Below are 19,877 nucleotides of genomic sequence, written 5' to 3'. Positions count from 1 at the left end.
GGACAGATCCCTCTGCCGGGCTCCGTCCCGGACCGACGTCCGAGTCACCGGGTGCGGTCGTGGCCGCCCACCTCCCCCGGCCGGACCACCAACACGCCCCGTCCGCCCGCGCCTGCGGACCGGACCAACGGACGGACGGTCCCCGCGTACCGGACCAGGAGCGTTGATGGCCCGGTCCGGGAACGGTCCGCGGACCTGCCACGCGGAGGCCGGGACGATGCCTTCGCCGGCTCGCTGTCGGGGCTGTCCGGTGCTGTCACCGGTCTGTCAGCAGCCTCCGGTGAGACGCTGACAGACCAGTGACAGAACGACCCCGTGGCCGTCGTCTCGCACGCCGGCCGCACGATGAAGGGGTCCGGGGAGGTGTCGTCGGTCATGCCGCCTCTCCGGTCGGGTCACGGTCGTCGAGGACCCAGGCCGACAGGTCAGCCAGCGTGGACCGCTGTCCGCCGCCGCCGGCCACCGCCCACACCGCCTCAACCGGGCACAGACCCGCCGTGGCGGCGTGGTCGCGGGCACCGGTAGCCGCCGGCACCCGCGGCGGCGTCTCGGCCCACATCCGGCGCAGATTGCGTTCCCGGGCGGCGGAATGCAGCCAGAACAACACCGGCCACACCCGCCCCAACACGGCGAACCACTCCCGATAGCCGACCAGCTTCCCGGTCAACACCGACAGCGGCTCACCACCGGTGTCGTACTCCACGAAGAACGGCACCACCGTTTGACCCGAAACCCATAGGCCGTAGCCGTCCGGACGCACCCGGGGCTGGTAGGCGCGCACCAGAGCCGGATCCCCCGGCCCGGTGAACACCCCCGACCGCCGGCACGCCACCTCCGACAACCACTCCCCCAACCGCACATCCGGATGAGTGCGGGCGTAGCCGGCGAGGCCGGTGAAGAAGCCGTTCACCCCGAGCCGGTGCTCCAGGGTGCGGCTGGACGTCCAACGGCGCCGCTCCACCCGGGCGTGATCACGCCGAGGCGGACGCTCATCACGACCAGCGGCCACGACCTCCGCACCGAGCTGGTCAATAACGTAGTGATACGGGTACGAGCCACCGTCAGCGCGCTGCGGGCGGAACCGCGCCACCAACCGCAACCGGTACAACGTCCGCAACCGCCGCTGACAGAAATCCAGCGACGGGAACAGGGCATGCGCGATCTGGAACGACGTCAACACACCGTGGTCGTAGAGCCAGCCCAACAGCACACGGTCACGAGCCGTCAGCTGGGACTGGACCCGAAGAACCGGATCATCCACCGGTCATCACCTCCTTCCCGGGTAGGGAATTCCAGCCCCAGGGGGAGAGACCCGAGACCAGGCAGGGTCTGTCGCAGGACAAGCCGACGGCGCTGACAGACGCACTGACCTGCGGTGTGAGAGGAAACAGGGGGTCGGTTCGGGGGTCCGGCTGAAGACTGACGTCAACGCTGACGTCAAGCCCGACCCCCGAACGGGGATCAAGCCGGAACTCGTCACTGCCAATGCCTACGGCAGTCGTTGAAGGTGTCAACGAAAACACGTGAACTCCTTGGTTGAGGATGTGGAATGTGGTCCTGGTGGCCTGGTCCGGGCACGACAGCGCCGCCGGAGCGGAAAGAGCCCGGTGAGATGCATCCCGGCGCCGCCCTGCCGTGGTCGCCGTCAGCGGCGCGTGAGTGCCGACCGCCGGGAGCAACGGCGCGACGAATGGCCTTGGGGCAAGCGCGTGGAGGTAGCCGTTGGCGGGGCGGGGGCTAGCCTCTCGGTCATGTCCGCCCCTGCCACCCGTCCGTTGCTGTTCCTCGACGTGGACGGCACCCTCATCCCGCTCGGCACACCCACGGCGGGTCAACAGGGGATGCGGCACGGCCACCCCGAGACACCGGTCCCATCGGCCGACGCCCATCCCCTGCTGCACAAGGTCAATCCGGAACACGGCCGCCGGCTGGAGGCCCTGCCGTGTGATCTGGTGTGGGCGACGACCTGGATGGGCGACGCGAACGACGTGCTCGCGCCGCTGCTCGGGCTACCGCCACTGCCTGTCGTGGACTGGCCCGACGCCGACGAGATAGGCCCCCTGCACTGAGCCCTTTCCAAGCTGATCTTGCAGCTCGGGGTGGGTGTGGCAGGCCCGGTGATCGATGGGTGCGAGGCTCCAGGTAGGACAGCTGTCGACCAAGACTCGAAGCCCCGACCGGGAGCCTCGCCATGCTGTCCTACCCCGCCACGATTCCGTTGTCCAGCCGCACCCTGAACCACCTCGCCGAACGCATCCGCTCCCACCGCAAGCAGCGCCGATCCCGGTGGCGGCGCCTCGCCCCCGGCCGGCAGGCGCTGCTGGCTCTGGCCCATCTGCGCAACGGCGACACCTACACCCGACTCGCGGCCGGCTTCGAGATCGGCGTCGCCACCGCCTGGCGCTACGTCCAGGAAGCGATAACCCTGCTCGCGACGGCCGCCGATGACCTGGCCACCGCCATGGAACGGATCCGCCGACTGGCGTACGCGATCCTGGACGGCACGTTGATTCCGATCGACCGGGTCGCCGTTCAGCAGCCGTACTACTCCGGGAAACACAAGCGCCACGGCGTGAATGTGCAGGTCATCGCCGATGCCGCTGGCCGGCTCGTCTGGGCTTCAGCGGCGCTGCCCGGTTCGGTCCATGACCTGACCGCAGCCCGAACCCACGGCGTCATCGACGCGCTGACCAGCGCGGATGTGATGACCTTCGCCGATAAGGGCTACCAAGGAGCCCGCGGCAGCGTGCGCACGCCGTTCAAGCGGCGCCGCTTCCGGCCGAAGCTGTCACGCCGACAGAAGGCCGTGAACCGCGCCCACGCGAGAATTCGCGCTCGCGGCGAACGCGCGATCGCCACGCTCAAGACCTGGAAGATCCTGGCCAAGCTGCGCTGCTGCCCACAGCGAGCGACCCCGATCGTGCAGGCCATCCTCGCTCTGCACCACATCGAAGCCAACCGCTACGAACGATGAAAAAGGTTCACTGGAAGACCCGTGGGCTCGTCGAATGGGCGCAGGAACGCCCCTTCGTCTGGGTCGACGACGAGATCTCCCACGCCGATCAACAGTGGGTATCGACTCATCACCACGGCCCGGCTCTGCTGCATCGGGTCGATCCACATCGCGGCCTGACCGAGCAGGACCTCGCTGCCATCGAAAGCTGGCTGGTGCAGGCGCAGTAGGGCCAGTTTCCAGCCGTCGCGGGTGCCGCGCTGGACGGCTGTCTGCCAGTCGGGGCCGTCGCTTTTGAGGTCCCGCACCATCCCGCTGGCGTCGGCGGCGGCCCGGGAATCGTGACGTGGTGCGGTCAGGATCCGACCTCGATGAGGCGACGCCTGCCACTCTCGCCCGGTACCTGCCACACCTGGTCGTCCGGCCAGTGGCGGTACAACAACTGCTGAGTGGTCGTGGCGACAGCGTTCCGCAGCGGCTCGCGGAGCAGGTCGGCCCGCAGTCGTTCCTCCCGCTCGGCGTCCTGAGCGATCAGCAGAACCGCCCCGACCGGTACCAGCCGGTCCGCGCGCCGGTAGCCCGCCAACAATCCACCCAGACCTGACGTCGCTCGCTCGTGCTCGGCGACAACGCCGCCGCTCGGACCACGGTCGACGTGGACCAGGAACCGCAGGCACCGCCCGTCCTGCAGCCAGACGCCGTAGCGGTCGGCCCGCACCTGCGCCAGGTCGTGCTGACGCAACCACGACGAGGTGTCCATCATCGCCAACCACTGGAACAACTCGCACCGCCCCGGGTTGCGCCGCGACACCTCCACCAACGGCAGGAACAGCAAGGCATCCGCCCGACCGGAGGAACGCTGCCCCAGCCGCAGCGGAACCGGCCGCCCCGACGCTGTCAGGGCTCGCCGGAGCACGTCGGTTCCCTCGGCAGTGACCTCGTACCACCAGGTGTGGGTCCGGTCCTCCGCCGAGCGGTCGCGGCGCATCAATCCCGCCTCGTGCAGCCCCACCAGGTCCCGGTGAGCCGTCAGCCGCGACACTCCGCAGACAAGCGCCACGTCCAGTGTCGTCGCGGCACCATGCTGCGCCAGGTACGACAGGATCCGCCACCGCCGCGGGGACAACCGCCCCGTGGCACCCTGGTCGCCCATTCCCCGATGATCCTCCTGGCGTCGACAGTCCGACATCCCGTCCCTGACAGCCGTAACAGAGAGTGGTCAATGCGCCGACGTGAACATCGGAAGCCCGGACCGCCGTGACCGCAAACAGCGCTCGCCGTCGGCCGTCATACGACGCGTCGGCGGGCCGTGCGAGCACCCACATATACAAACCGGGGTTTTGGGGCCGATTTTGGTGATCACTGTTCAGTGAATCAGCCGAAGAGTTGAGGACAGACAACGCGGTACGGTCAAATCAGACCGCCGTTAGTTGATCTCCACGGTCGGCGCCGTACAGCGCGCCGATCTGTCAGAGGCCCGAGACCAAAGCCAGCTCGACTCGACGACGCAACGCCACGCATCGACGCGTGGTTACTAGAAGTGACCACGCCCGGGGGGGTGTTGCCGCGTCTTCCTTCAGGAACGGACGATGCGCCGAGGCGAGCCCGTAGGGTCGGTCGCGTGGCCGAGACGCAGACCGAACCGGACCTGTCCTACATCGCCAGCGTGACGCGGGTCCGCGCGGCGGCCGGCGTGATCCTCCGCGAACAGACCGGCCGGGTGCTGCTGGTCCACCCGGCCTACAAAGACGTGTGGGAAGTTCCCGGCGGAACCGTGGAGCCGGACGAGTCCCCGGCAGACGCCTGCACCCGCGAGATCCAGGAAGAGTTGGGTCTGTCGATACCCGCGGGAGCGCTGCTGTGCGTCGACTGGGTACCAGCGAGCCCGCCGTGGGACGGCGGACTCATGTTCGTCTTCGACGGCGGGGCGCTGACGGCGGATCAGATCGCAGCGATGCGACTGTGCCGGGACGAGTTGGACGGCTTCGAGTTCGTCGAGCCGGAACGCCTGGACGAGATGTTGATTCCCCGACTGGCTCGGCGGGTCACCGCGGCTCTCGCCGCTATCGGCCATGGCGGTGTCTACCTCGAGGATGGAGTCGCGACCTCGAACAGTTAGTCGTCAACGCGGAGCCTCGGCCGCAGCCCGGTACCGGGACATAGAGGTCGCCACCTGCACACGAAGCCGGAGTCGTCTCCTCACGCCAGCGGCGTCATCGCCGACGACCGGCTCCGAACCACTCACCGGTCGACAAGATCGTCCCCGCCGTGCACGCCCCACCAACTCGGTGCGTACCTGCGCAGCGTTCCCGAGAAGCGGGTCAGCAGCAGCCAGTCGGCGTCGAGGATCAGCGCGGCGTCCTCCGGCCGCTCGTCCAGCACCCGGGCTACAGACGCCAGCATCTCCCGCGTCGCCCGGTCGGATGATTCGTCCTTACTCAGCCGGAAGCCGATGGTGACGTACCGCTCCGGTTCCCACTCCCACACCGACCCGTCACCATCTTCGGCCTCGAAGTAGCCGTGGGATCCGGCGTAGATGCTCACCGTGTAACCACACCGATCGTTGAGGTCCGCACTCAACACCCGGGGTCTGCCATCTGCCGCCGAATCCTCGGTAGCGTCCGGGGCGACGACGCCGGCCAGCACGTCGAGCGGAATGTCGCCGGTCAGCGTCAAGCGGTACTCGGTCGCCATGGATAGCCCTTCAGTCTCGTCGCAGGATCTGGATTATCGCCCCGCTGCGCGTCACCGCCACCAGTTCCTTCAACCCTGCGATCGGCCAGTCGTCGAACTGCTTCTGCAACGCCCCGAGATCGCCACGCCAGTCGTGAAGGTTCACCACGACCCGTTGGGTCTGCTCGCTGGCGATCTTGTCGGCTACCCCGCTCCACACGCCTCGCACGCTCTTCGCCGGGGTCGGGGAGTAGCAGTCGAAGACGTGTCCCTCGACCAGGTAGTCGGGATCCTTGGCCGGTTTTCCGGAATCACCGGTAGCGAGACGGGCATCAGCGACCTCCTGCCTGGTCGGGTTCTGATGGAGCAGGTATCCCTCCGCAGCGACGGTATCGGCACACTGGTTCTCCAGTTCCAGGGAGCGCCGCACGCGTTCGTCCTCCTTCGGAGGGATCCGGGTACGCCGACCGGTGGGCGCGCCCCCGTGCTCTCCGGTGGGCTTGCGGGTCCACGGTGTCGTCACTGGCGTGCCCGCGGACTGTGTGGGAACCGAGGCAGGGCTGGTCGGTACGGCACCGCCAGCCCCACTCAGTTTCCCGACGACCCCAGCTGTCGTGCCTCGGCGATCGCCGCATCAACGGCCTGGCGGGTGGTGGCGGTGCGCTGAACCAGCATGACAAGCACCTGTTTGATGCTCTCCAGGGCCTGCAGCAGCGGCCCCGGCTGCCCACCCTGCAGAACCCCGACGACAAGCTGCTGCGCCTCACCGACCTGGGTGATCGTGGCGGCAGTCTGGTCGCGGATGCCGTCGACCGCACTCTGCACCGGAGTCAGCCCGGTGATCGTCTCCCCCGGACTGGCCTGCTCCGGGACACCAGCGGCCACCTTCGCGGCATCACCGACAGCACCAGCTAGACCACCCAGTCCACCCCGGATGGTGGCGACGCCTCCGCGAACCCGTGCCACACCGGCAGCGACCGCCGCGAACCCGGCACCCGCCGCGCGCAGCGCAATCTCCTGCGCCTGCTGATCAGCAGCCGCAGCCAGGGCCTGCGCACGTTCAACCCCGGCGGACAGCGTACGGAGCTCCGTAGTGATCTTCTCGACGTGCGACACGCTGCGGGATCCCTCCACCTGGCCACGAGAGCTCTCAGGAGGGTTGAACCTACCGGCAGGGCACCGGCGCCACCAGACGTCGCAGAGCAAGTAAGCGATCAGTGATCGCGGCCGAGAAGCATGTGCGGGTACCCCTTGTTGATCTGCTCGCCGAGTCGATGCCGAGGTCGACGATGAACGCGTCCAGGCGTTGGACCACGGCGTCAACGGGGTGCCAGCGCTTGAAGTTGATCGACGCTCCGTGGTCTTCCGTACGGAGACGCAGCCATTCGGAGATCACCTCGGAGGCGAGGAAGTCGCGGTGCGAGGCGTTGTAGTAGGCATCTACCTGCCGGGTGGGTCGGTGGGATTTTTCGCCGAGTTCGGCGAGCCTGGCCTTGAGCCTGCCATCGCAGGCGCCACGACCCGTACGACGACGCCTGCGGCACGCGTTGATCCGCCTGAGCCCGAGAGGCACAATCCCAGGATGATCTCGAGCGTGTTCTTCGACGTGGGTGAGACGATCGTCGACGAGTCCCGGGAGTACGGCACCTGGGCGGATTGGCTCGGCGTCCCGCGGCACACCTTCTCGGCTGTCTTCGGCGCCGTCATCGCCCGCGGCCTGGACTACCGCGAGACGTTCCAGGTGTTCCGGCCCGGCTTCGACCTGGCCGAGGAGCGGCAGCGCCGGACCGATGCCGGGCAGCCGGAACACTTCTCCGAGGAGAACCTTTACCCGGACGCCCGGCCCTGCCTGGCGGCCCTGCGGGAGTTGGGCGTGCAGGTTGGCCTGGCCGGCAACCAGACCGCCCGAGCCGAGACCATCCTGCGTGCCCTGGACCTGCCGGTCGACGTGATCGGCACCTCCGACGGCTGGAACGTCGAGAAACCATCGGTCGCGTTCTTCGACCGCGTCGTCACGGAGGCCCGCTGCCCCGCCGACCAGGTCCTCTACGTCGGAGACCGGCTGGACAACGACATCCGACCGGCACAGGCGGCCGGGCTCGCTACGGCCCTGGTGCGACGTGGGCCGTGGGGACACATCCTCGACGACAAGACCGTCAGCGAGCGCTGCCTCTTCCAGCTCGACTCGCTGGCGGAGTTACCCGAACTGGTAAGCAGGCACAACGAGTCGGCGGCTTAGCTCCCCGGAAGAGCGGCCCGGCTGGTCGCGAGGGCGGCGATGCGTTCGTCGAGTTGGCCGCCTTCTCGGCTGTCGCCGAGTACCTGCCGGACCGCTCTGACCCGCTCCAGCCCGGTGCCGTACCAGTCGGTGTATAGGGCGTCCAGGGCCTGGTTGAGGTAGTCGGCGGCGTGGTCGCCGTCGCAGCTGTGCGCCGAGGCCAGGTCGGCGAGGACGACGCTGCGCTGCTTGGTGCCCGTGGCAGTCAAGCAGGCGAGGGACTCGGCCAGGTGGCGGGCGGCCTCGGCGTGGTCGCCAGCGGCGAGGACCGCGTAGCCGGCAAAGGAGTGCAGCCGGCCGGTGTCGTAGTAGTCGAACCATGCGGGCGCCTCAGGACGCGCTTCGAGCGCGGTGGCAGCCAGGTCGATCTGGTGGCGACTTGCCGCTCCCGCACCTGCGCGAGCTTCGACTTCCGAGGCCACGCAGTGCAGCCAGGAGCGGACGGCGGGGCTGACGCCGTGCCAGGTGTGCTGGAGCGCCGCGTCGATCAGTGACCGCGCTGCGGCTGGATCATGCCCGAAGGCGGGGACGAAGGCCATGTGGCCAAGGACGGCGGCGGCCAGGGCATGGTCTCCGGCCTCACGGGTGGCGGCGAGGGCGACGTCGTAGCAGCGTTGCGCGACGGCGGGCTGGTTGAGATCGAAGAACGCCAGTCGTGCGGTGAGCAGCGCCGATTCGGCGAGGGCGCCGGCGAGAGTCGTCCGGCTGGTGCCGGTAGCCGCGCGGACGAGTCCGCTGCCGAGCTGGGTGTGGGCGTACGCGGCCTCGTAGAGCGGCCGGGCGGGGCTTGTCCAGTACAGCGTGCGCTGGCACTGCACAATCTCGGCGTACGCGTCTGGATCTACGGCCTTGGCCTGGGCGTACGCGGCCTGCGGATCGAGTGACAGCAGGGGCGCCACCAGGGGAAGCATGCTGGCGCCGAACAACGCGCGCAGAACAGTCGCCCGGTCCCAGCCGGTCTCGTCGCCTCCGGTGATCATTTCCCACAACCTCCTGAACTCGTGCAGTGTCTCCGCCTGCGGACGCATCGCCAGCTCGTCGGGGGTGAGAAGACCGAGCTGGCTCGCCGGTTTGTCGAAGATGGCCACGAGATGCTTGCGGTAGCGCGGGTCAGGCCACCGCTCCCCGGTTTCCCACCGCCGCACCGTGTTGGCGTTCAGCCCGGTATCGGTCTCGCCGGCCTGGCTCATCTCCGTGCGGATGCGCTCGGCGACCTCCTCGTAGGACCAGCCCCGCTGGAGCCTCTCCCACGCTAGCCGCCGATTGGCGGGGTAGCGCCGTCCGGCCATGCGAGCACCTCCGTACGTCCTCTGTCGACAACGGTCACGTTAGCCATCTCCGCTACGGGCCGTCACTACCTGGTTGCGAGCGGACGGGTCGTGGACGGTACCGATCAGGCTCGCTGGGCGGTTCGCTGTTGACGAGCATCGACGGACGCTGCTGGGCGGCTCCAGCTCACCAAACCCAATGTCATCGACGCCAGGGGACTCACGGTGAAGAAATCGGACAAGACGATCAACAAGCAGGCGCCGCTTGTTGTGGCGGCGGCCGGAGGTGCAGTCGTGAGGTTGATTCCTCGTCCGCGTACTGCCATCGGGGCTGCGCGGGCGGGTGACCGGCGGGGTGCTCCCAGCCGCCGCCTCACCACGGCGGGCCCGCCGGCGCCTCGGCGGGCCCGCCCCGACTGGACGAACCAGCGGGAGTCAACCGCAACTCGTCGGATGGTGACGTCATGACCGTGTACGTCTCGCGGCACGCCTCTACGGATGGGCCCGGTCCGACGGTGCAGCCCCGCATTACGGCGACCGGCCGGGCAAAGGTCTCCCAGCCCGAGCCCATCCTGCTCACCTTCGTGTGGCAGCGAATGCTGTCGCAACCAGCTCAGGCCGGTGGCCGCCGGTGACGGCGCGGGTGTTGGTGACCGGCGCGGCCGGCTTCATCGGCTCGCACGTCGTCGACGCACTTCTGGCCCGAGGCATGCAGGTGGTCGGCCTGGACCGCCGCCGCCTCGGCCAGGACGCCCTCGCCGACGAAAACCTGTCAGCCGCAGCCGGCAATCCGCTCTTCACACCGCTCTGCCGCGATCTTGCCACCGACCCGCTTGATGACACTCTCGAGGGCTGCGACATCGTGTTTCACCTGGCTGCCCGGCCAGGCGTGCGGCCCTCCTGGGTGGAGTTTCACGACTACGCCCAGTCGAACGTGCTCGGCACCCACCGGTTGCTCGACGCCTGCGCCCGCTCGGGCGTACGGCGGTTGGTCTACGCCTCGTCGTCCAGCGTCTACGGCCCGGCGGAGCGGCCCAGCCGCGAGACCGACCCGACCTGTCCGGTGTCACCGTACGGGGTAAGCAAGCTCGCCGCCGAGCAGCTGTGCCTGGCCTACGCCCGTCGCCCCGACAGCCGGCTCGGCGTCGTGGCGCTGCGCTACTTCACCGTGTACGGACCACGGCAGCGACCCGACATGGCCATCGGCCGGCTGCTGATCGCGGCCTATACCGGTCTGCCGGTCACCCTCTTCGGCGACGGCAGCCAACGGCGGGAGTTCACCTACATCACCGACGTCGTCGCCGCGACGATCGCTGCCGCTCACATCGATACCCGCTGCGCTGTGGTGAATGTCGGCGGCGGCGCGAGCGTGTCCATGCACGGCGCCATCCAGGAGGCGTCCACGGTTACCGGACGTCACATTCCGGTCCAGGTAGCCGACGCACAGCCCGGTGACGTTTCCGCCACGTCCGCGGACCTGACCCTTGCCGGCCGGCTGCTCGGCTACTGGCCCACCGTCGGCCTGCACGAGGGCATGGCCCGGCAGTCCTCCTGGCTGGTCAATCTCTCCCGCGACCGGCTCGCGGCCTTCACCTCCTGACCATGAAGGAAGGTTCTCATGATCGTCTTGAAAGCGGATTCCGCGAGCGAGTTGTTCACCGCCGCCTGCCAGGCGGTACTGCTCAACGGCCGCATCGCCTGCCCGCGCGACATGATGACCACTGAGGTCATCGGCGCGCACCTGTGCCTGAGCAACCCTCGACGCCGGCTGGTCTCCGTGCCACCCGTACGCGTCATCAACCCGGCATTCGCCGTCGCCGAGGCGCTGTGGATCCTCTCCGGCTCGGACGACCCGTGGATCTTCGACTTCAACGACAACCTGCGCCGCTACGCGGACGACGGGATCCTGCAGGGCGCGTACGGGCCACGCATCCGCCGGTGGGGCGGCAACCTCGACCAGCTCGACGCGGCCGTCCGGAAGCTGAGGGCCGACCGGGACTCCCGACAGGCCGTCGTCCAGATCTACGACCCGGGACGCGACCACCGCGGCTACCGCGATGTGCCGTGCACTCTCGGGTACCGGTTCCTGATCCGGCAGGGCCGACTCGAGATGCACACCACTATGCGAAGCCAGGACCTGTGGCTGGGCTTCCCGTACGACATCTTCGCCACGACACTCCTGCAGGAACTGATGGCCGGCTGGCTCGGTGTCGAGGTCGGCGAATACCACCACCACGTCGACTCGCTGCACCTCTACGCCGATCATGCTCCGGCTGCCGCCGAGTGTCTCCACCATGAACCGACCGTCACCGAGATGGATCGGATCGGCGTGGACTGGCCCAGCCTGGATGTTGTCCTCGCGCAGGTCATATCCGGAGACGCCGACCTTCCTGACGGCACCCTGTGGGACACGTTCGGGCTAGTGCTGACCAGCTACCGGACATGGAAGCTCGGCGAGCGGGACCTGGCTAGCAAGGTCGCCCACGACACCCCAGGGCCGCTCGGCGCTGCTCTCGTCGCCTGGTACCAGCACCTCACCCGGCCGGCCGTCGTATCGCCGGAGCTGGCATGACCGCGGATGTGGTGCTTGGGCTGTGCACGTACACGCATGACTCTGCGGCGGCGCTGCTGGTCGACGGCCACCTGATCGGCTTCGTCGAGGAGGAACGGCTCGACGGGGTCAAGCACAGCAATGCCTACCCGGCACACGGTGTCGCCTGGCTGCTCGACGAGGCCGGCCTGACGCCGTCGGACGTGACCACGGTCGCGTACAACTTCGACGGGCGCCGCTACCTACGCGCGCTGGGTCAACTGCCGACCCATCTGCGACAGGCTGCCAGCCGCGCCCGAGCCATACCACGGGCCCGCAGCTTCACCACGGTCCACCGCCGCTACCAGGTCCGGATGCGAGACCTAGCCGAGCGTTTCCCACGCGCACACCTCCGGCCAGTGCCGCACCATCGCGCGCATGCCCTGTACGCCTTCGCTGCCGCCGGTGTGGACGACGCGGCGGTCCTGATCGTCGACAGCCTCGGAGAGTTGCAGACCACCACCACCTGGCACGCCCGTCAACGCAACTCGCGGCTCAGCCTCGATCTGGCACACGCGATCGACGACCCGGCCTCCCTCGGCTACGCCTACGGTGCCGTCACCGAACACCTCGGCTGGCGCCGCGGTGACGAGGAAGGCACCGTGATGGCGCTGGCCGCCCTCGGCGACCCCGCCCGGTTCCGGGAGCTGATGTCTCGGGCGATCCAGCTCACCACCGACGGGTTCACCCTCGACCCAGCGCTGATCGCCCTGCGGGTGCTCGCCAGCCGCTACGGCCGGGTCACGCCCGCGTTCACCGCCGCAACGTGCCCGCCCCGCACGCCGACGGCACCGGTAGAGCTTGTGCACGCCGACCTGGCCGCCGCGCTGCAGGAACGCACCGAGCAGGTGATGCTGCATCTCGCCGCGCGGGCCCGGCGGCTGACTGGCTCCGGGCTGCTCTGCCTGGGTGGTGGAGTTGCGATGAACTGCGTCAGCGCCGGCCTCATCGCCCAGGCCGGCATCGTCGACGAGGTGCACGTACCGCCCGCCCCCGGCGATGCGGGCACCGCGATCGGCGCCGCCGCCCACGCCTGGCTCGACGTGACCAGCCGCCCACCCACCGGTCTCCGCCACCACTGCTACCTCGGCCCCGCCTATCCCGACCTGGCACTACCGGCAGCACCGCGCGCGGGACTGCACGCAAGCCGACCCGCCGAACCCGTTCAACATCTGGCCCGGCAGCTGGCCGACGGGGCGATCGTGGGGTTGTTCACGGGCGCGCTGGAGGCCGGCCCACGGGCACTGGGGCACCGGTCGATCCTCGCCTCTCCCTTGGAGGCCGGTGTGGTCGAGCGGCTCAACACCACCGTCAAGTTCCGCGAACCGTTCCGACCTTTCGCCCCCGTCGTCCTCGCCGACAGGGCCAACGACTACTTCCGGCTACGCCAACCGTCGCCGTACATGTCGCTCGCGGCTCCCGTGACCGAGCTGACCCGCGACAAGCTACCCGCGATCGTGCACGTCAACGGCACCGCCAGAGTCCAGACCGTCACCCGCGAGCAACACCCCTTCCTCGCCGACGTCCTCACCCGCTTCGGTGAGATCACCGGCCACCCCGTGCTGATCAACACCTCGCTGAACATCAAAGGCAAGCCAATCTGCGGTACACCAGAAATGGCGCTGGACTGCCTGACCGAATCCGGCCTGGACGCACTGCTCATCGAAGGCTGGTGGGTGACCAAATGAGAATTGGCTACAGCTTCTGGGGATTCCTCGGACCCGGCATCACCGACACCCCGGACGGAGGCCGCAGCCACCGCCGGACCTTAGTCGACGGGCTTCGTGCGGCCGGCCATGACATCGTCTTCCTTCAACCCAACCGGGACCTCTGCGAGGCCGGCGACGATCTCACCGGCCACTACCGCTGGGACGTCGGCCTGCCCGATATCGACGCGCTGTTCCTCGAATGGCGCTGGCCCATTCCCGGTCGTAACACCACCGTCTGCGGCCGATCCGGCCACACCTGCGACCTGCATCGACAGGTCGAACTGCTTGACCATTACACCCATCAGCTCGGCACCCCGACGCTCCTGTGGGACAAGGACCGCCGGCTGCTCGCAACAGACCCCCTTCGCCGTGCCCACAACGTGACCGTCTGTGAACCCGCTCTGCACCCGACTCCGGGCGCGGTGCCATTGCTCTTTCCCGTGGCCGACACTGCCGTCGACGCCGCTGACCCGGCTGCGCTGGCGGCCCTGCCCCGCCGGATTCCGCTCGTCTACGTCGGCAACCAGTACGACCGCGACCACGCGTTCGCCACCTACTTCGCGCCGGCCGCCGCCCAACTGCCCCACCTGATCGCTGGCAAGTGGGCCTACACCAGGCGATGGCCGGATCTGAACTTCATCGGCCGCGTTCCGTTCCCCAGAGTGTCCGCGATCTACGCCGATGCGCTCGCCACCGTCCTACTGCTTCCCGCCCGGTACGCCGAAGCAGGACAGATGACCCAACGGATCTTCGAGACCGTCCTTGCCGGCTGCGTGCCCCTGCTGCCTCGTGACGTCCGCGGCGCCGACGCCCTTGTTCCCTCGTCACTGATCGTCCGCGACGCCACGGACGTGCGGCACCGCATCGGCTGGCTCAGCGAGATCGCCGGCACCGGTGACCACGCCAACCTGATCGCGGGGTGCCTACGGCACCTCGACCCGTTCCGACTCTCGACCCAGCTCGAGGTGCTCACCTACCTGCTACATCACCGGGAGTCGGTGCCGTCATGACTCACCGTGTCGCCACCGGACGAGCGCACCACACCTCTACCCTGGAGAACCATGGACAGGATCGCCATCATCGGCTGCGGCGGCAGCGGCAAGTCCACCGTCGCACGCCAGCTGGCCCAGATCCTCGACGCGCCGTTGACGCACCTCGACGCGACCTACTACGACGAGCACTGGAAGCCGCTACCGCAGGACGAGTTCGCCGCCCAGCAGGAAAAACTGGTCGCTGGCGAACGATGGATCATCGAAGGCAACTATGCCGGCACCCTGCCGATCCGGCTCGCCGCCGCCGACACCGTGATCTTCCTCGACCTGCCGGCCATGACCTGCTTGTGGGGCATCGCCCAACGTCGCTGGCGATACCGCGGCGGGCAACACCAGCAGGACGGCGTCTACGACCGCATCACATGGAACTTCGTCCGCTACATCCTTGGCTACCGGCGCACCATGCGCCCACGAGTCCGGAACTTACTCCGCGAGCACGGGCCACACGTCCGCTTGATCACCCTCACCAGCCGCCACCAGGCCGCCCAACTGATCAAACGCGTCCGCGACGGGCAACCGCCCGTAGCCTGACCGCAGCTGAACGGGAGGCGACGAATGTCGGCCAACCCGTTCCTTGACCCCACGCTGGTCCACGGCGACCTCTACCGGGGCGACGGCCGGCTCGCTGACCGCACCCACGCGATGCATCGCGCCAAGATCAGCGGAAGCGACGTCGCCGACACGATTGCCGACCTGCTCGCCGCTCGGGTCCCGGCCGGGGCGGCCGTGCTCGACATCGGTTGCGGGCGCGGCACCACAACTCTGCGCCTGGCCGACCGGCTCCGGCCCTGGCGGCTCATTGCCGTCGATGCTTCGGCCGCGCTTCTCCATACCACCCGCGACCGCCTCGGGGACGCTGGGGCGTTGGGCTCGGTGGTCTGCGCTGACTTTCACCACCTACCCCTGCCCGACAACGTGGCTGACGCCACGGTCGCCGCCTTCTGCCTGTACCACTCGCCGACGCCGGCCGGGGCCATCGCCGAGATCGCCCGCTGCCTACGCCCCGGCGGTACAGCCGTCCTGGTCACCAAGTCGCTGGACAGCTACGCCGAACTCGACCATCTGGTCCACGCCGCCGGCCTCGACCCGCACGCCACCAGCCGACCGAGCCTCTACGAGAGCTTCCACAGCGGCAACCTGCTCACCATCGCCGCCACCAACCTGACCGTCCTCGACGTCCAGCACGAGGAACACGTCTTCCAGTTCGTGGACGCCACGCACCTCGCCCGGTACCTCATCACCACACCCAAATACCGGATCACCCTGACCGGCGGGATCCCTACTCTCGCCGCGGCCCTCCAACAGCGCCTGTCCGCACCGCCTTACACAACCCGATCCACCGTCAGCTTCGCCGTGGCGGTGCGGCCGTGAGTGGTGCTCTCTTCGTCAAGCGGTACGACGACCCAGAACGCTGCGCCGCCGCTGCCGCCCACCACGCCTGGCTGGCCGGCTTGGGCTCCGGCGTACGCCTGCCCGCGCTCGTCGCGCGGGGTGCCCGGCATCTCGTGTTCGAACGGCTGTCGGGGCGTGCACCGGACGTCGGAGATCTTCCTCGAGCTGCTGCAGCACTCGGCCGTCTTCACGCTGCCGCCCACCAATATGAGCTTCGGGCCGCCCACCTGGACCGACCTCACACCACCTCGACCGGACTCGTGATCCCCGACTTCGCCAGCCCGCGTCAGGCGGCGCTACACCGCGCCGCTGCCGCGGCGGGCATCCACGGATCGGTCATTGGTGCCGTACTCGACAGAACCGCGGTTCCCGTGACGTTCTACAAGGACCCGAATATTCGGAACTACCTCGTGAACGACAACGAGCTCGCTGTCGTCGACTTCGACGACCTGACACTCGCTCCCTTCGGCTACGACCTGGCTGGCCTCCTGGTCACCGCATCCATGACTTACGGCCGCCTCGCTGACCAATCGATCACTCGCTGTCTGCGCGCCTACCGCGTCGCTGTTGCGCCTCAGATTTGCAGCTCGGCCGACTTGAAACGGTACGCCGAGCTGCACCACCTGCTGACTCTGCGATATCTCGGCCGCAACGGATACCGGCACCCCTGGCCCACCGTCCGGCCTTGGCCGGACCCGTCCCTCACCGAACCGACCTGAGGAGGAACCCCCGAATGGCCCCGACAACCGAACTCGTCATCGCTCGCCACGGCGAAGCCGCCTGCAACGTCGCCGGAATCGTCGGCGGCGAACAGGGCTGTACCGGCCTAACCGACCTCGGCCGAAACCAGGCGGAGCTACTGGCCGCCCGCCTGGCCGCCGAACACGCCAAACAGCCCTACGTTGCCCTCTACGCCACACCCCGACTCCGCGTCACCCAGACCGCCGAGATCATCACTCAAGCTCTGCACTTGCCCGCCACCATCGACCTTGACCTCCGCGGCCCCGACCACGGCGACGCCGACGGCCGACCCTGGGTCGACATCAAGACTTCCTTCCAGGGGCCGCCTCAGCACAGCCCAGACCGCCAGTACGCTTCCGGCTCCGAGACATGGAACGAGTACCTCTACCGGGCGACCGCAGCACTGCAGAAGATCCTCGCCGGCCACGAGGGTGAACGAATCCTCATCGCCGCCCACGGCGAAACCGTCGAAGCGGCCCACAACCTGCTCCTCGGCCTCCCCCGGAACGCTTCCCTGCGGCTCGGCTTCGTCACCGACCACGCCTCCGTCGCCCGGTGGCAGCGACCGACCAACCGCTTCGGCCGCACCATCTGGCAACTCGTCAGCCACAACGACACCCGACACCTCCGACCCCACCATGGCTGACATCAGCGTTCACCTCGCGCTCTGCCAACGTCTCCTCGACACCGACGCCAAGCCCGTGAGCTGGCACCCCGGCCACGCCAGCACTCGCGCCCTACGCGCCTCGACGACCGCGCAAGGTGAGGTCATCGTCAAGATCCACCGCCGGCCCGCACGCCACACCCAGGAAGTCCACGCTTACCGCACCTGGGTCCCCGCGCTCGGTGACAGGGCGCCCCGGCTTCTCGCGACAACCGACGACCCACCGGCCATCGTCATCACCGCCGTACCGGGCGTCCCACTCAGCCAGCGGCAGCTCGACCCCGAGTCCGAGCAGGACGCATACCGGCAGGCAGGACAACTACTCAAGACACTGCACGCCGCCGAACCGCCCCGCCTCGAACCGGACTGGACGGCCTGGCTTGCCGAACGCGCCGAGTACTGGATTCGCCTCGCTGGAGATCGGATCACGCCCAGCTACCGCGCCGAGGTTCGCGCCCACATGCGAGCGCTACGAGAACTCGCACCGCTACCGGCCGCGCCGTGCCACCTCGACTTCATGCCTCGCAACATGCTCTACGGCGACGACGGCATAGTCCGGCTGATCGACTTCGAGCACAGCCGCTACGACCTTGCGCCTCGCGACCTCGTACGCCTCGCCACCCGCATCTGGCCCCTCCGCCCAGACCTGCGCGAAAGCCTCCTCAACACCTACGGTCCACTCACCGCCGCAAACGAGAATCTAATTCAGCACTGCGCACACCTGGACGCCCTGACCGAGGAGGTCAGGATGAGGTCGCCCTCGCCGAAGTGCTCCCATGGATCAACTGGCATCGACCCGTTGGGACATCCCATTACAGGATCCGGGCAACCATAAGATCACTAACGAGGTTGGATAAGCTCTCGCCAAGCTCAGGCTGTCTCCCTCATGGGCTGCCCATCGTGCAGGGAGGAGGATGTCGGGCCCTCCTGCCTCGGCAGGCTGGTCACCTTCTTCATGCGGGGCTCGCGCCCGAAGAAGGCCCGATACTTCTCCACGGTACCGATCTCCTTGACGATCCGCTTCACCCAAGCCGGAGTATAGGCGTAGCTCTTGAACGCCTCGTTGTAGACGCAGTACCGGGCGTCGGTGTCACACGGATCGGAAGCCCCGGCAGTAGGCCGTACCGCGAGCCGCCTCCACATCTCGATGTGCTCGCGCTGAACGTTGAACTCAAAGGGCAACTGGCTTTCGACAAGACAAGCAACGCGACTGGGAAGCAGTTTGTCCTTGTCCGCCACCTCGACATGCCGATTCTTGATGATGACTGTTCCTTGCCGGCCCGCCTCCATCATGACCCTGCGTTCATCCTCGCTCAGGTCATCGAGCTTGACGAAGTCGATCGCCAAGTCGGCATCGGTCTTCGAACCGACAACAGGCACCAGCCGAACCCGGTAGTCGTACTTCAAGTCATCCAGCACAGCCGGATCGATGGCCGCTTCGAACCTCGCGACCAGATCGCGGGTGCCCTTCGGCAACTTCGCGGCAGTCGCTCGAAGCTGCTCACGTCCTTCGGCGGTCAGGGACTGGAGCGAGACGGGGAAGCGGAGTCGTTCGGCGAGGCTGAAGGTGCCTCCGAAGTGGCTCACCATCTCATGCTCGTAGTTCATGACAAGCGCCTGCGCCTTGCCGCCTGTCGCGACCTTCGCGTTGTGCTCGTATCGATGCTCCACTTTATTACGGAGCGCTACGAACAGCTCTGCGTTCAGCCTGACCGGGTCGCTGCTGTTGGGGTAGCGCTGCTTCAAGCAGAATTCAAGATCCCACGCCTTCGGCTCGCCGTCGATCAACTTGTACTCGCCGGTCTGGGCGTCCTTGTAGTGATAGTCGATCTTTGCCTGGTGGAACTCAGCATGCAGCAGGTAGTGCCAGGCCTTGTGCATGTGGGTGAGGAAGTCGCAGTAGTTGCCGCTTGAGCAGTTCCACTCGTCCACTGCTTTTAGGGCGTGTCGCTGCGACTCGGTGAGGATGTGGCGCCAACGGGCGTATGCCATTTCGTATGTCCTTCACGTCCAGCATGAAGGATCACACTTAGAGGCCGCCCAAGACAAGCGGAATCTACCCTGGCCACGTACGAGGCAGCCGGTCATGGAAACACGGGGGTGTCGCGGTCGCACCGGCTGACGACCCTGCAATCGCTCGCCGGCCAGTCGGTAGGACAGCAATGCCCCTGCCGCACTCGACCGACCAGCCGTGGATTCAGCCCGGCCCGGGGTCGGGGCTGCAAACAACCAGCGCCACCCGGTGCCGCTGATGTCCGCGAGCACAGCGCCTGGTCCCTACAGCGCCTGAGCCGTCCAACGGCTCCCGAGCACCCACCGAGCGACCACCCACCAACCACGTACGCGAAAAAGGCCCCGACCCGGTGTGAACCACCAGGTCAGAGCCTTGATCGTTGGTGCGCCGCCAGGGACTCGAACCCCGAACCCGCGGATTAAGAGATTGATCTTGGTCGAGTCATTTAATCCATGTCGGTCGCTGAAGTCCAGCTTTTCGTGTTCGTGGCCCTGCTTCCTCAAGACGGTGTCCCACTCAGTCCGTCCGTTGCGAGCCTGTCCC

Annotated in this window: 22 protein-coding genes and 1 pseudogene; 14 read left to right on the top strand and 9 right to left on the bottom strand. The window is 67.9% G+C overall.

The window, feature by feature from the left end:
• Positions 1-373: 373 nt before the first annotated feature.
• Positions 374-1,261: a replication-relaxation family protein gene (locus tag E1258_RS15365; protein ID WP_132401249.1), complete on the bottom strand. Its 888-nt coding sequence runs from the start codon at positions 1,259-1,261 to the stop codon at positions 374-376.
• Between the two features lie 514 nt (positions 1,262-1,775).
• On the opposite strand from E1258_RS15365, the pseudogene E1258_RS15360 reads away from it, so the two are divergent.
• Together E1258_RS15360 and E1258_RS15350 are read left to right on the top strand one after the other, a co-directional pair.
• Positions 1,776-2,066 (top strand): annotated as a pseudogene (locus tag E1258_RS15360) (hypothetical protein); the annotation flags it as partial.
• A gap of 125 nt (positions 2,067-2,191) precedes the next feature.
• Positions 2,192-2,974, top strand: coding sequence for a transposase family protein (locus E1258_RS15350; RefSeq protein WP_132401246.1), 783 nt, complete (start codon positions 2,192-2,194; stop codon positions 2,972-2,974).
• Here the strand turns inward: E1258_RS15350 and E1258_RS33325 are convergent.
• Positions 2,962-3,264, bottom strand: coding sequence for a hypothetical protein (locus E1258_RS33325; protein WP_165949774.1), 303 nt, complete (start codon positions 3,262-3,264; stop codon positions 2,962-2,964). The two genes, E1258_RS15350 and E1258_RS33325, sit on opposite strands and share 13 nt — an antisense overlap.
• A 44-nt stretch (positions 3,265-3,308) precedes the next feature.
• The gene (locus E1258_RS33950) at positions 3,309-4,106 is read right to left on the bottom strand and encodes a DeoR family transcriptional regulator (protein WP_207919572.1); all 798 of its coding nucleotides are present in this window, start codon (positions 4,104-4,106) and stop codon (positions 3,309-3,311) included.
• A 468-nt stretch (positions 4,107-4,574) separates the two neighbouring features.
• Here E1258_RS33950 and E1258_RS15330 point away from each other — a divergent pair, with 468 nt between their 5' ends.
• Positions 4,575-5,072, top strand: coding sequence for an NUDIX hydrolase (locus E1258_RS15330; RefSeq protein WP_243715470.1), 498 nt, complete (start codon positions 4,575-4,577; stop codon positions 5,070-5,072).
• 122 nt (positions 5,073-5,194) lie between these two features.
• Here E1258_RS15330 and E1258_RS15325 read toward each other — a convergent pair whose 3' ends face one another.
• The 4 genes from E1258_RS15325 to E1258_RS15310 all read right to left on the bottom strand — a co-directional run bounded on the left by E1258_RS15325 (position 5,195) and on the right by E1258_RS15310 (position 7,199).
• The gene (locus tag E1258_RS15325) at positions 5,195-5,647 is read right to left on the bottom strand and encodes a SitI3 family protein (RefSeq protein ID WP_132401237.1); all 453 of its coding nucleotides are present in this window, start codon (positions 5,645-5,647) and stop codon (positions 5,195-5,197) included.
• Between the two features lie 10 nt (positions 5,648-5,657).
• Positions 5,658-6,056: a hypothetical protein gene (locus E1258_RS15320; protein WP_132401234.1), complete on the bottom strand. Its 399-nt coding sequence runs from the start codon at positions 6,054-6,056 to the stop codon at positions 5,658-5,660.
• 158 nt (positions 6,057-6,214) lie between these two features.
• Positions 6,215-6,742 (bottom strand): DUF6244 family protein, encoded by a 528-nt coding sequence (locus tag E1258_RS15315; RefSeq protein WP_132401231.1) that lies wholly within the window; start codon positions 6,740-6,742, stop codon positions 6,215-6,217.
• A gap of 49 nt (positions 6,743-6,791) precedes the next feature.
• The gene (locus E1258_RS15310; RefSeq protein WP_165949775.1) at positions 6,792-7,199 is read right to left on the bottom strand and encodes a CYTH domain-containing protein; all 408 of its coding nucleotides are present in this window, start codon (positions 7,197-7,199) and stop codon (positions 6,792-6,794) included.
• Positions 7,200-7,208: 9 nt separating this feature from the next.
• Between E1258_RS15310 and E1258_RS15305 the strand changes: the two genes are divergently transcribed.
• Positions 7,209-7,865 carry an HAD family hydrolase gene (locus E1258_RS15305; RefSeq protein WP_132401225.1) on the top strand — a complete coding sequence of 219 codons (657 nt, stop codon included), beginning with the start codon at positions 7,209-7,211 and terminating at the stop codon, positions 7,863-7,865.
• Here E1258_RS15305 and E1258_RS15300 read toward each other — a convergent pair.
• On the bottom strand, positions 7,862-9,193 hold the full coding sequence (locus E1258_RS15300; protein WP_132401222.1) for a helix-turn-helix transcriptional regulator: 1,332 nt from the start codon (positions 9,191-9,193) through the stop codon (positions 7,862-7,864). The genes E1258_RS15305 and E1258_RS15300 overlap by 4 nt on opposite strands.
• Positions 9,194-9,636: 443 nt before the next feature.
• Here E1258_RS15300 and amcA point away from each other — a divergent pair, with 443 nt between their 5' ends.
• From amcA to E1258_RS15255, 10 genes are read left to right on the top strand one after another with little or no spacing between them, the layout of a single operon-like run.
• Positions 9,637-9,807: a multiple cyclophane-containing RiPP AmcA gene (gene amcA / locus E1258_RS35585; RefSeq protein WP_305847271.1), complete on the top strand. Its 171-nt coding sequence runs from the start codon at positions 9,637-9,639 to the stop codon at positions 9,805-9,807.
• Positions 9,804-10,772, top strand: a complete 969-nt coding sequence (locus tag E1258_RS15295) for an NAD-dependent epimerase/dehydratase family protein (protein WP_207919571.1) — start codon at positions 9,804-9,806, stop codon at positions 10,770-10,772. Before amcA ends, E1258_RS15295 begins: the two co-directional genes overlap by 4 nt.
• 18 nt (positions 10,773-10,790) lie before the next feature.
• A complete protein-coding gene (locus E1258_RS15290; protein ID WP_132401219.1) occupies positions 10,791-11,744 on the top strand; it encodes a thymidylate synthase in 954 nt (317 codons plus the stop codon).
• Positions 11,741-13,450, top strand: a complete 1,710-nt coding sequence (locus E1258_RS15285; protein WP_132401216.1) for a carbamoyltransferase C-terminal domain-containing protein — start codon at positions 11,741-11,743, stop codon at positions 13,448-13,450. The genes E1258_RS15290 and E1258_RS15285 overlap by 4 nt, the downstream gene beginning before the upstream one ends.
• Positions 13,447-14,481, top strand: a complete 1,035-nt coding sequence (locus E1258_RS15280; RefSeq protein ID WP_132401213.1) for a hypothetical protein — start codon at positions 13,447-13,449, stop codon at positions 14,479-14,481. Before E1258_RS15285 ends, E1258_RS15280 begins: the two co-directional genes overlap by 4 nt.
• 51 nt (positions 14,482-14,532) lie before the next feature.
• Positions 14,533-15,054 (top strand): topology modulation protein, encoded by a 522-nt coding sequence (locus tag E1258_RS15275; protein ID WP_132401210.1) that lies wholly within the window; start codon positions 14,533-14,535, stop codon positions 15,052-15,054.
• A 24-nt stretch (positions 15,055-15,078) separates the two neighbouring features.
• Positions 15,079-15,894: a class I SAM-dependent methyltransferase gene (locus E1258_RS15270; protein ID WP_132401207.1), complete on the top strand. Its 816-nt coding sequence runs from the start codon at positions 15,079-15,081 to the stop codon at positions 15,892-15,894.
• Positions 15,891-16,634 (top strand): phosphotransferase, encoded by a 744-nt coding sequence (locus E1258_RS15265; protein ID WP_132401204.1) that lies wholly within the window; start codon positions 15,891-15,893, stop codon positions 16,632-16,634. Before E1258_RS15270 ends, E1258_RS15265 begins: the two co-directional genes overlap by 4 nt.
• Positions 16,601-17,302 carry a histidine phosphatase family protein gene (locus tag E1258_RS15260; RefSeq protein WP_243715469.1) on the top strand — a complete coding sequence of 234 codons (702 nt, stop codon included), beginning with the start codon at positions 16,601-16,603 and terminating at the stop codon, positions 17,300-17,302. Before E1258_RS15265 ends, E1258_RS15260 begins: the two co-directional genes overlap by 34 nt.
• On the top strand, positions 17,295-18,155 hold the full coding sequence (locus E1258_RS15255; protein WP_132401201.1) for a phosphotransferase enzyme family protein: 861 nt from the start codon (positions 17,295-17,297) through the stop codon (positions 18,153-18,155). The genes E1258_RS15260 and E1258_RS15255 overlap by 8 nt, the downstream gene beginning before the upstream one ends.
• Positions 18,156-18,190: 35 nt before the next feature.
• Here the strand turns inward: E1258_RS15255 and E1258_RS15250 are convergent, their stop codons facing one another.
• Entirely contained in the window at positions 18,191-19,312 is a 1,122-nt protein-coding gene (locus E1258_RS15250) for a DUF3644 domain-containing protein (protein ID WP_132401198.1), read from the bottom strand.
• Between the last annotated feature and the right edge of the window lie 565 nt (positions 19,313-19,877).

Origin of the sequence: Micromonospora sp. KC207 (genome assembly GCF_004348615.1) — a bacterium.
GTDB lineage: Bacteria > Actinomycetota > Actinomycetes > Mycobacteriales > Micromonosporaceae > Micromonospora.
Note: the sequence above shows the minus strand (reverse complement) of the source record. Positions and strands in the feature narration are given on the sequence as shown.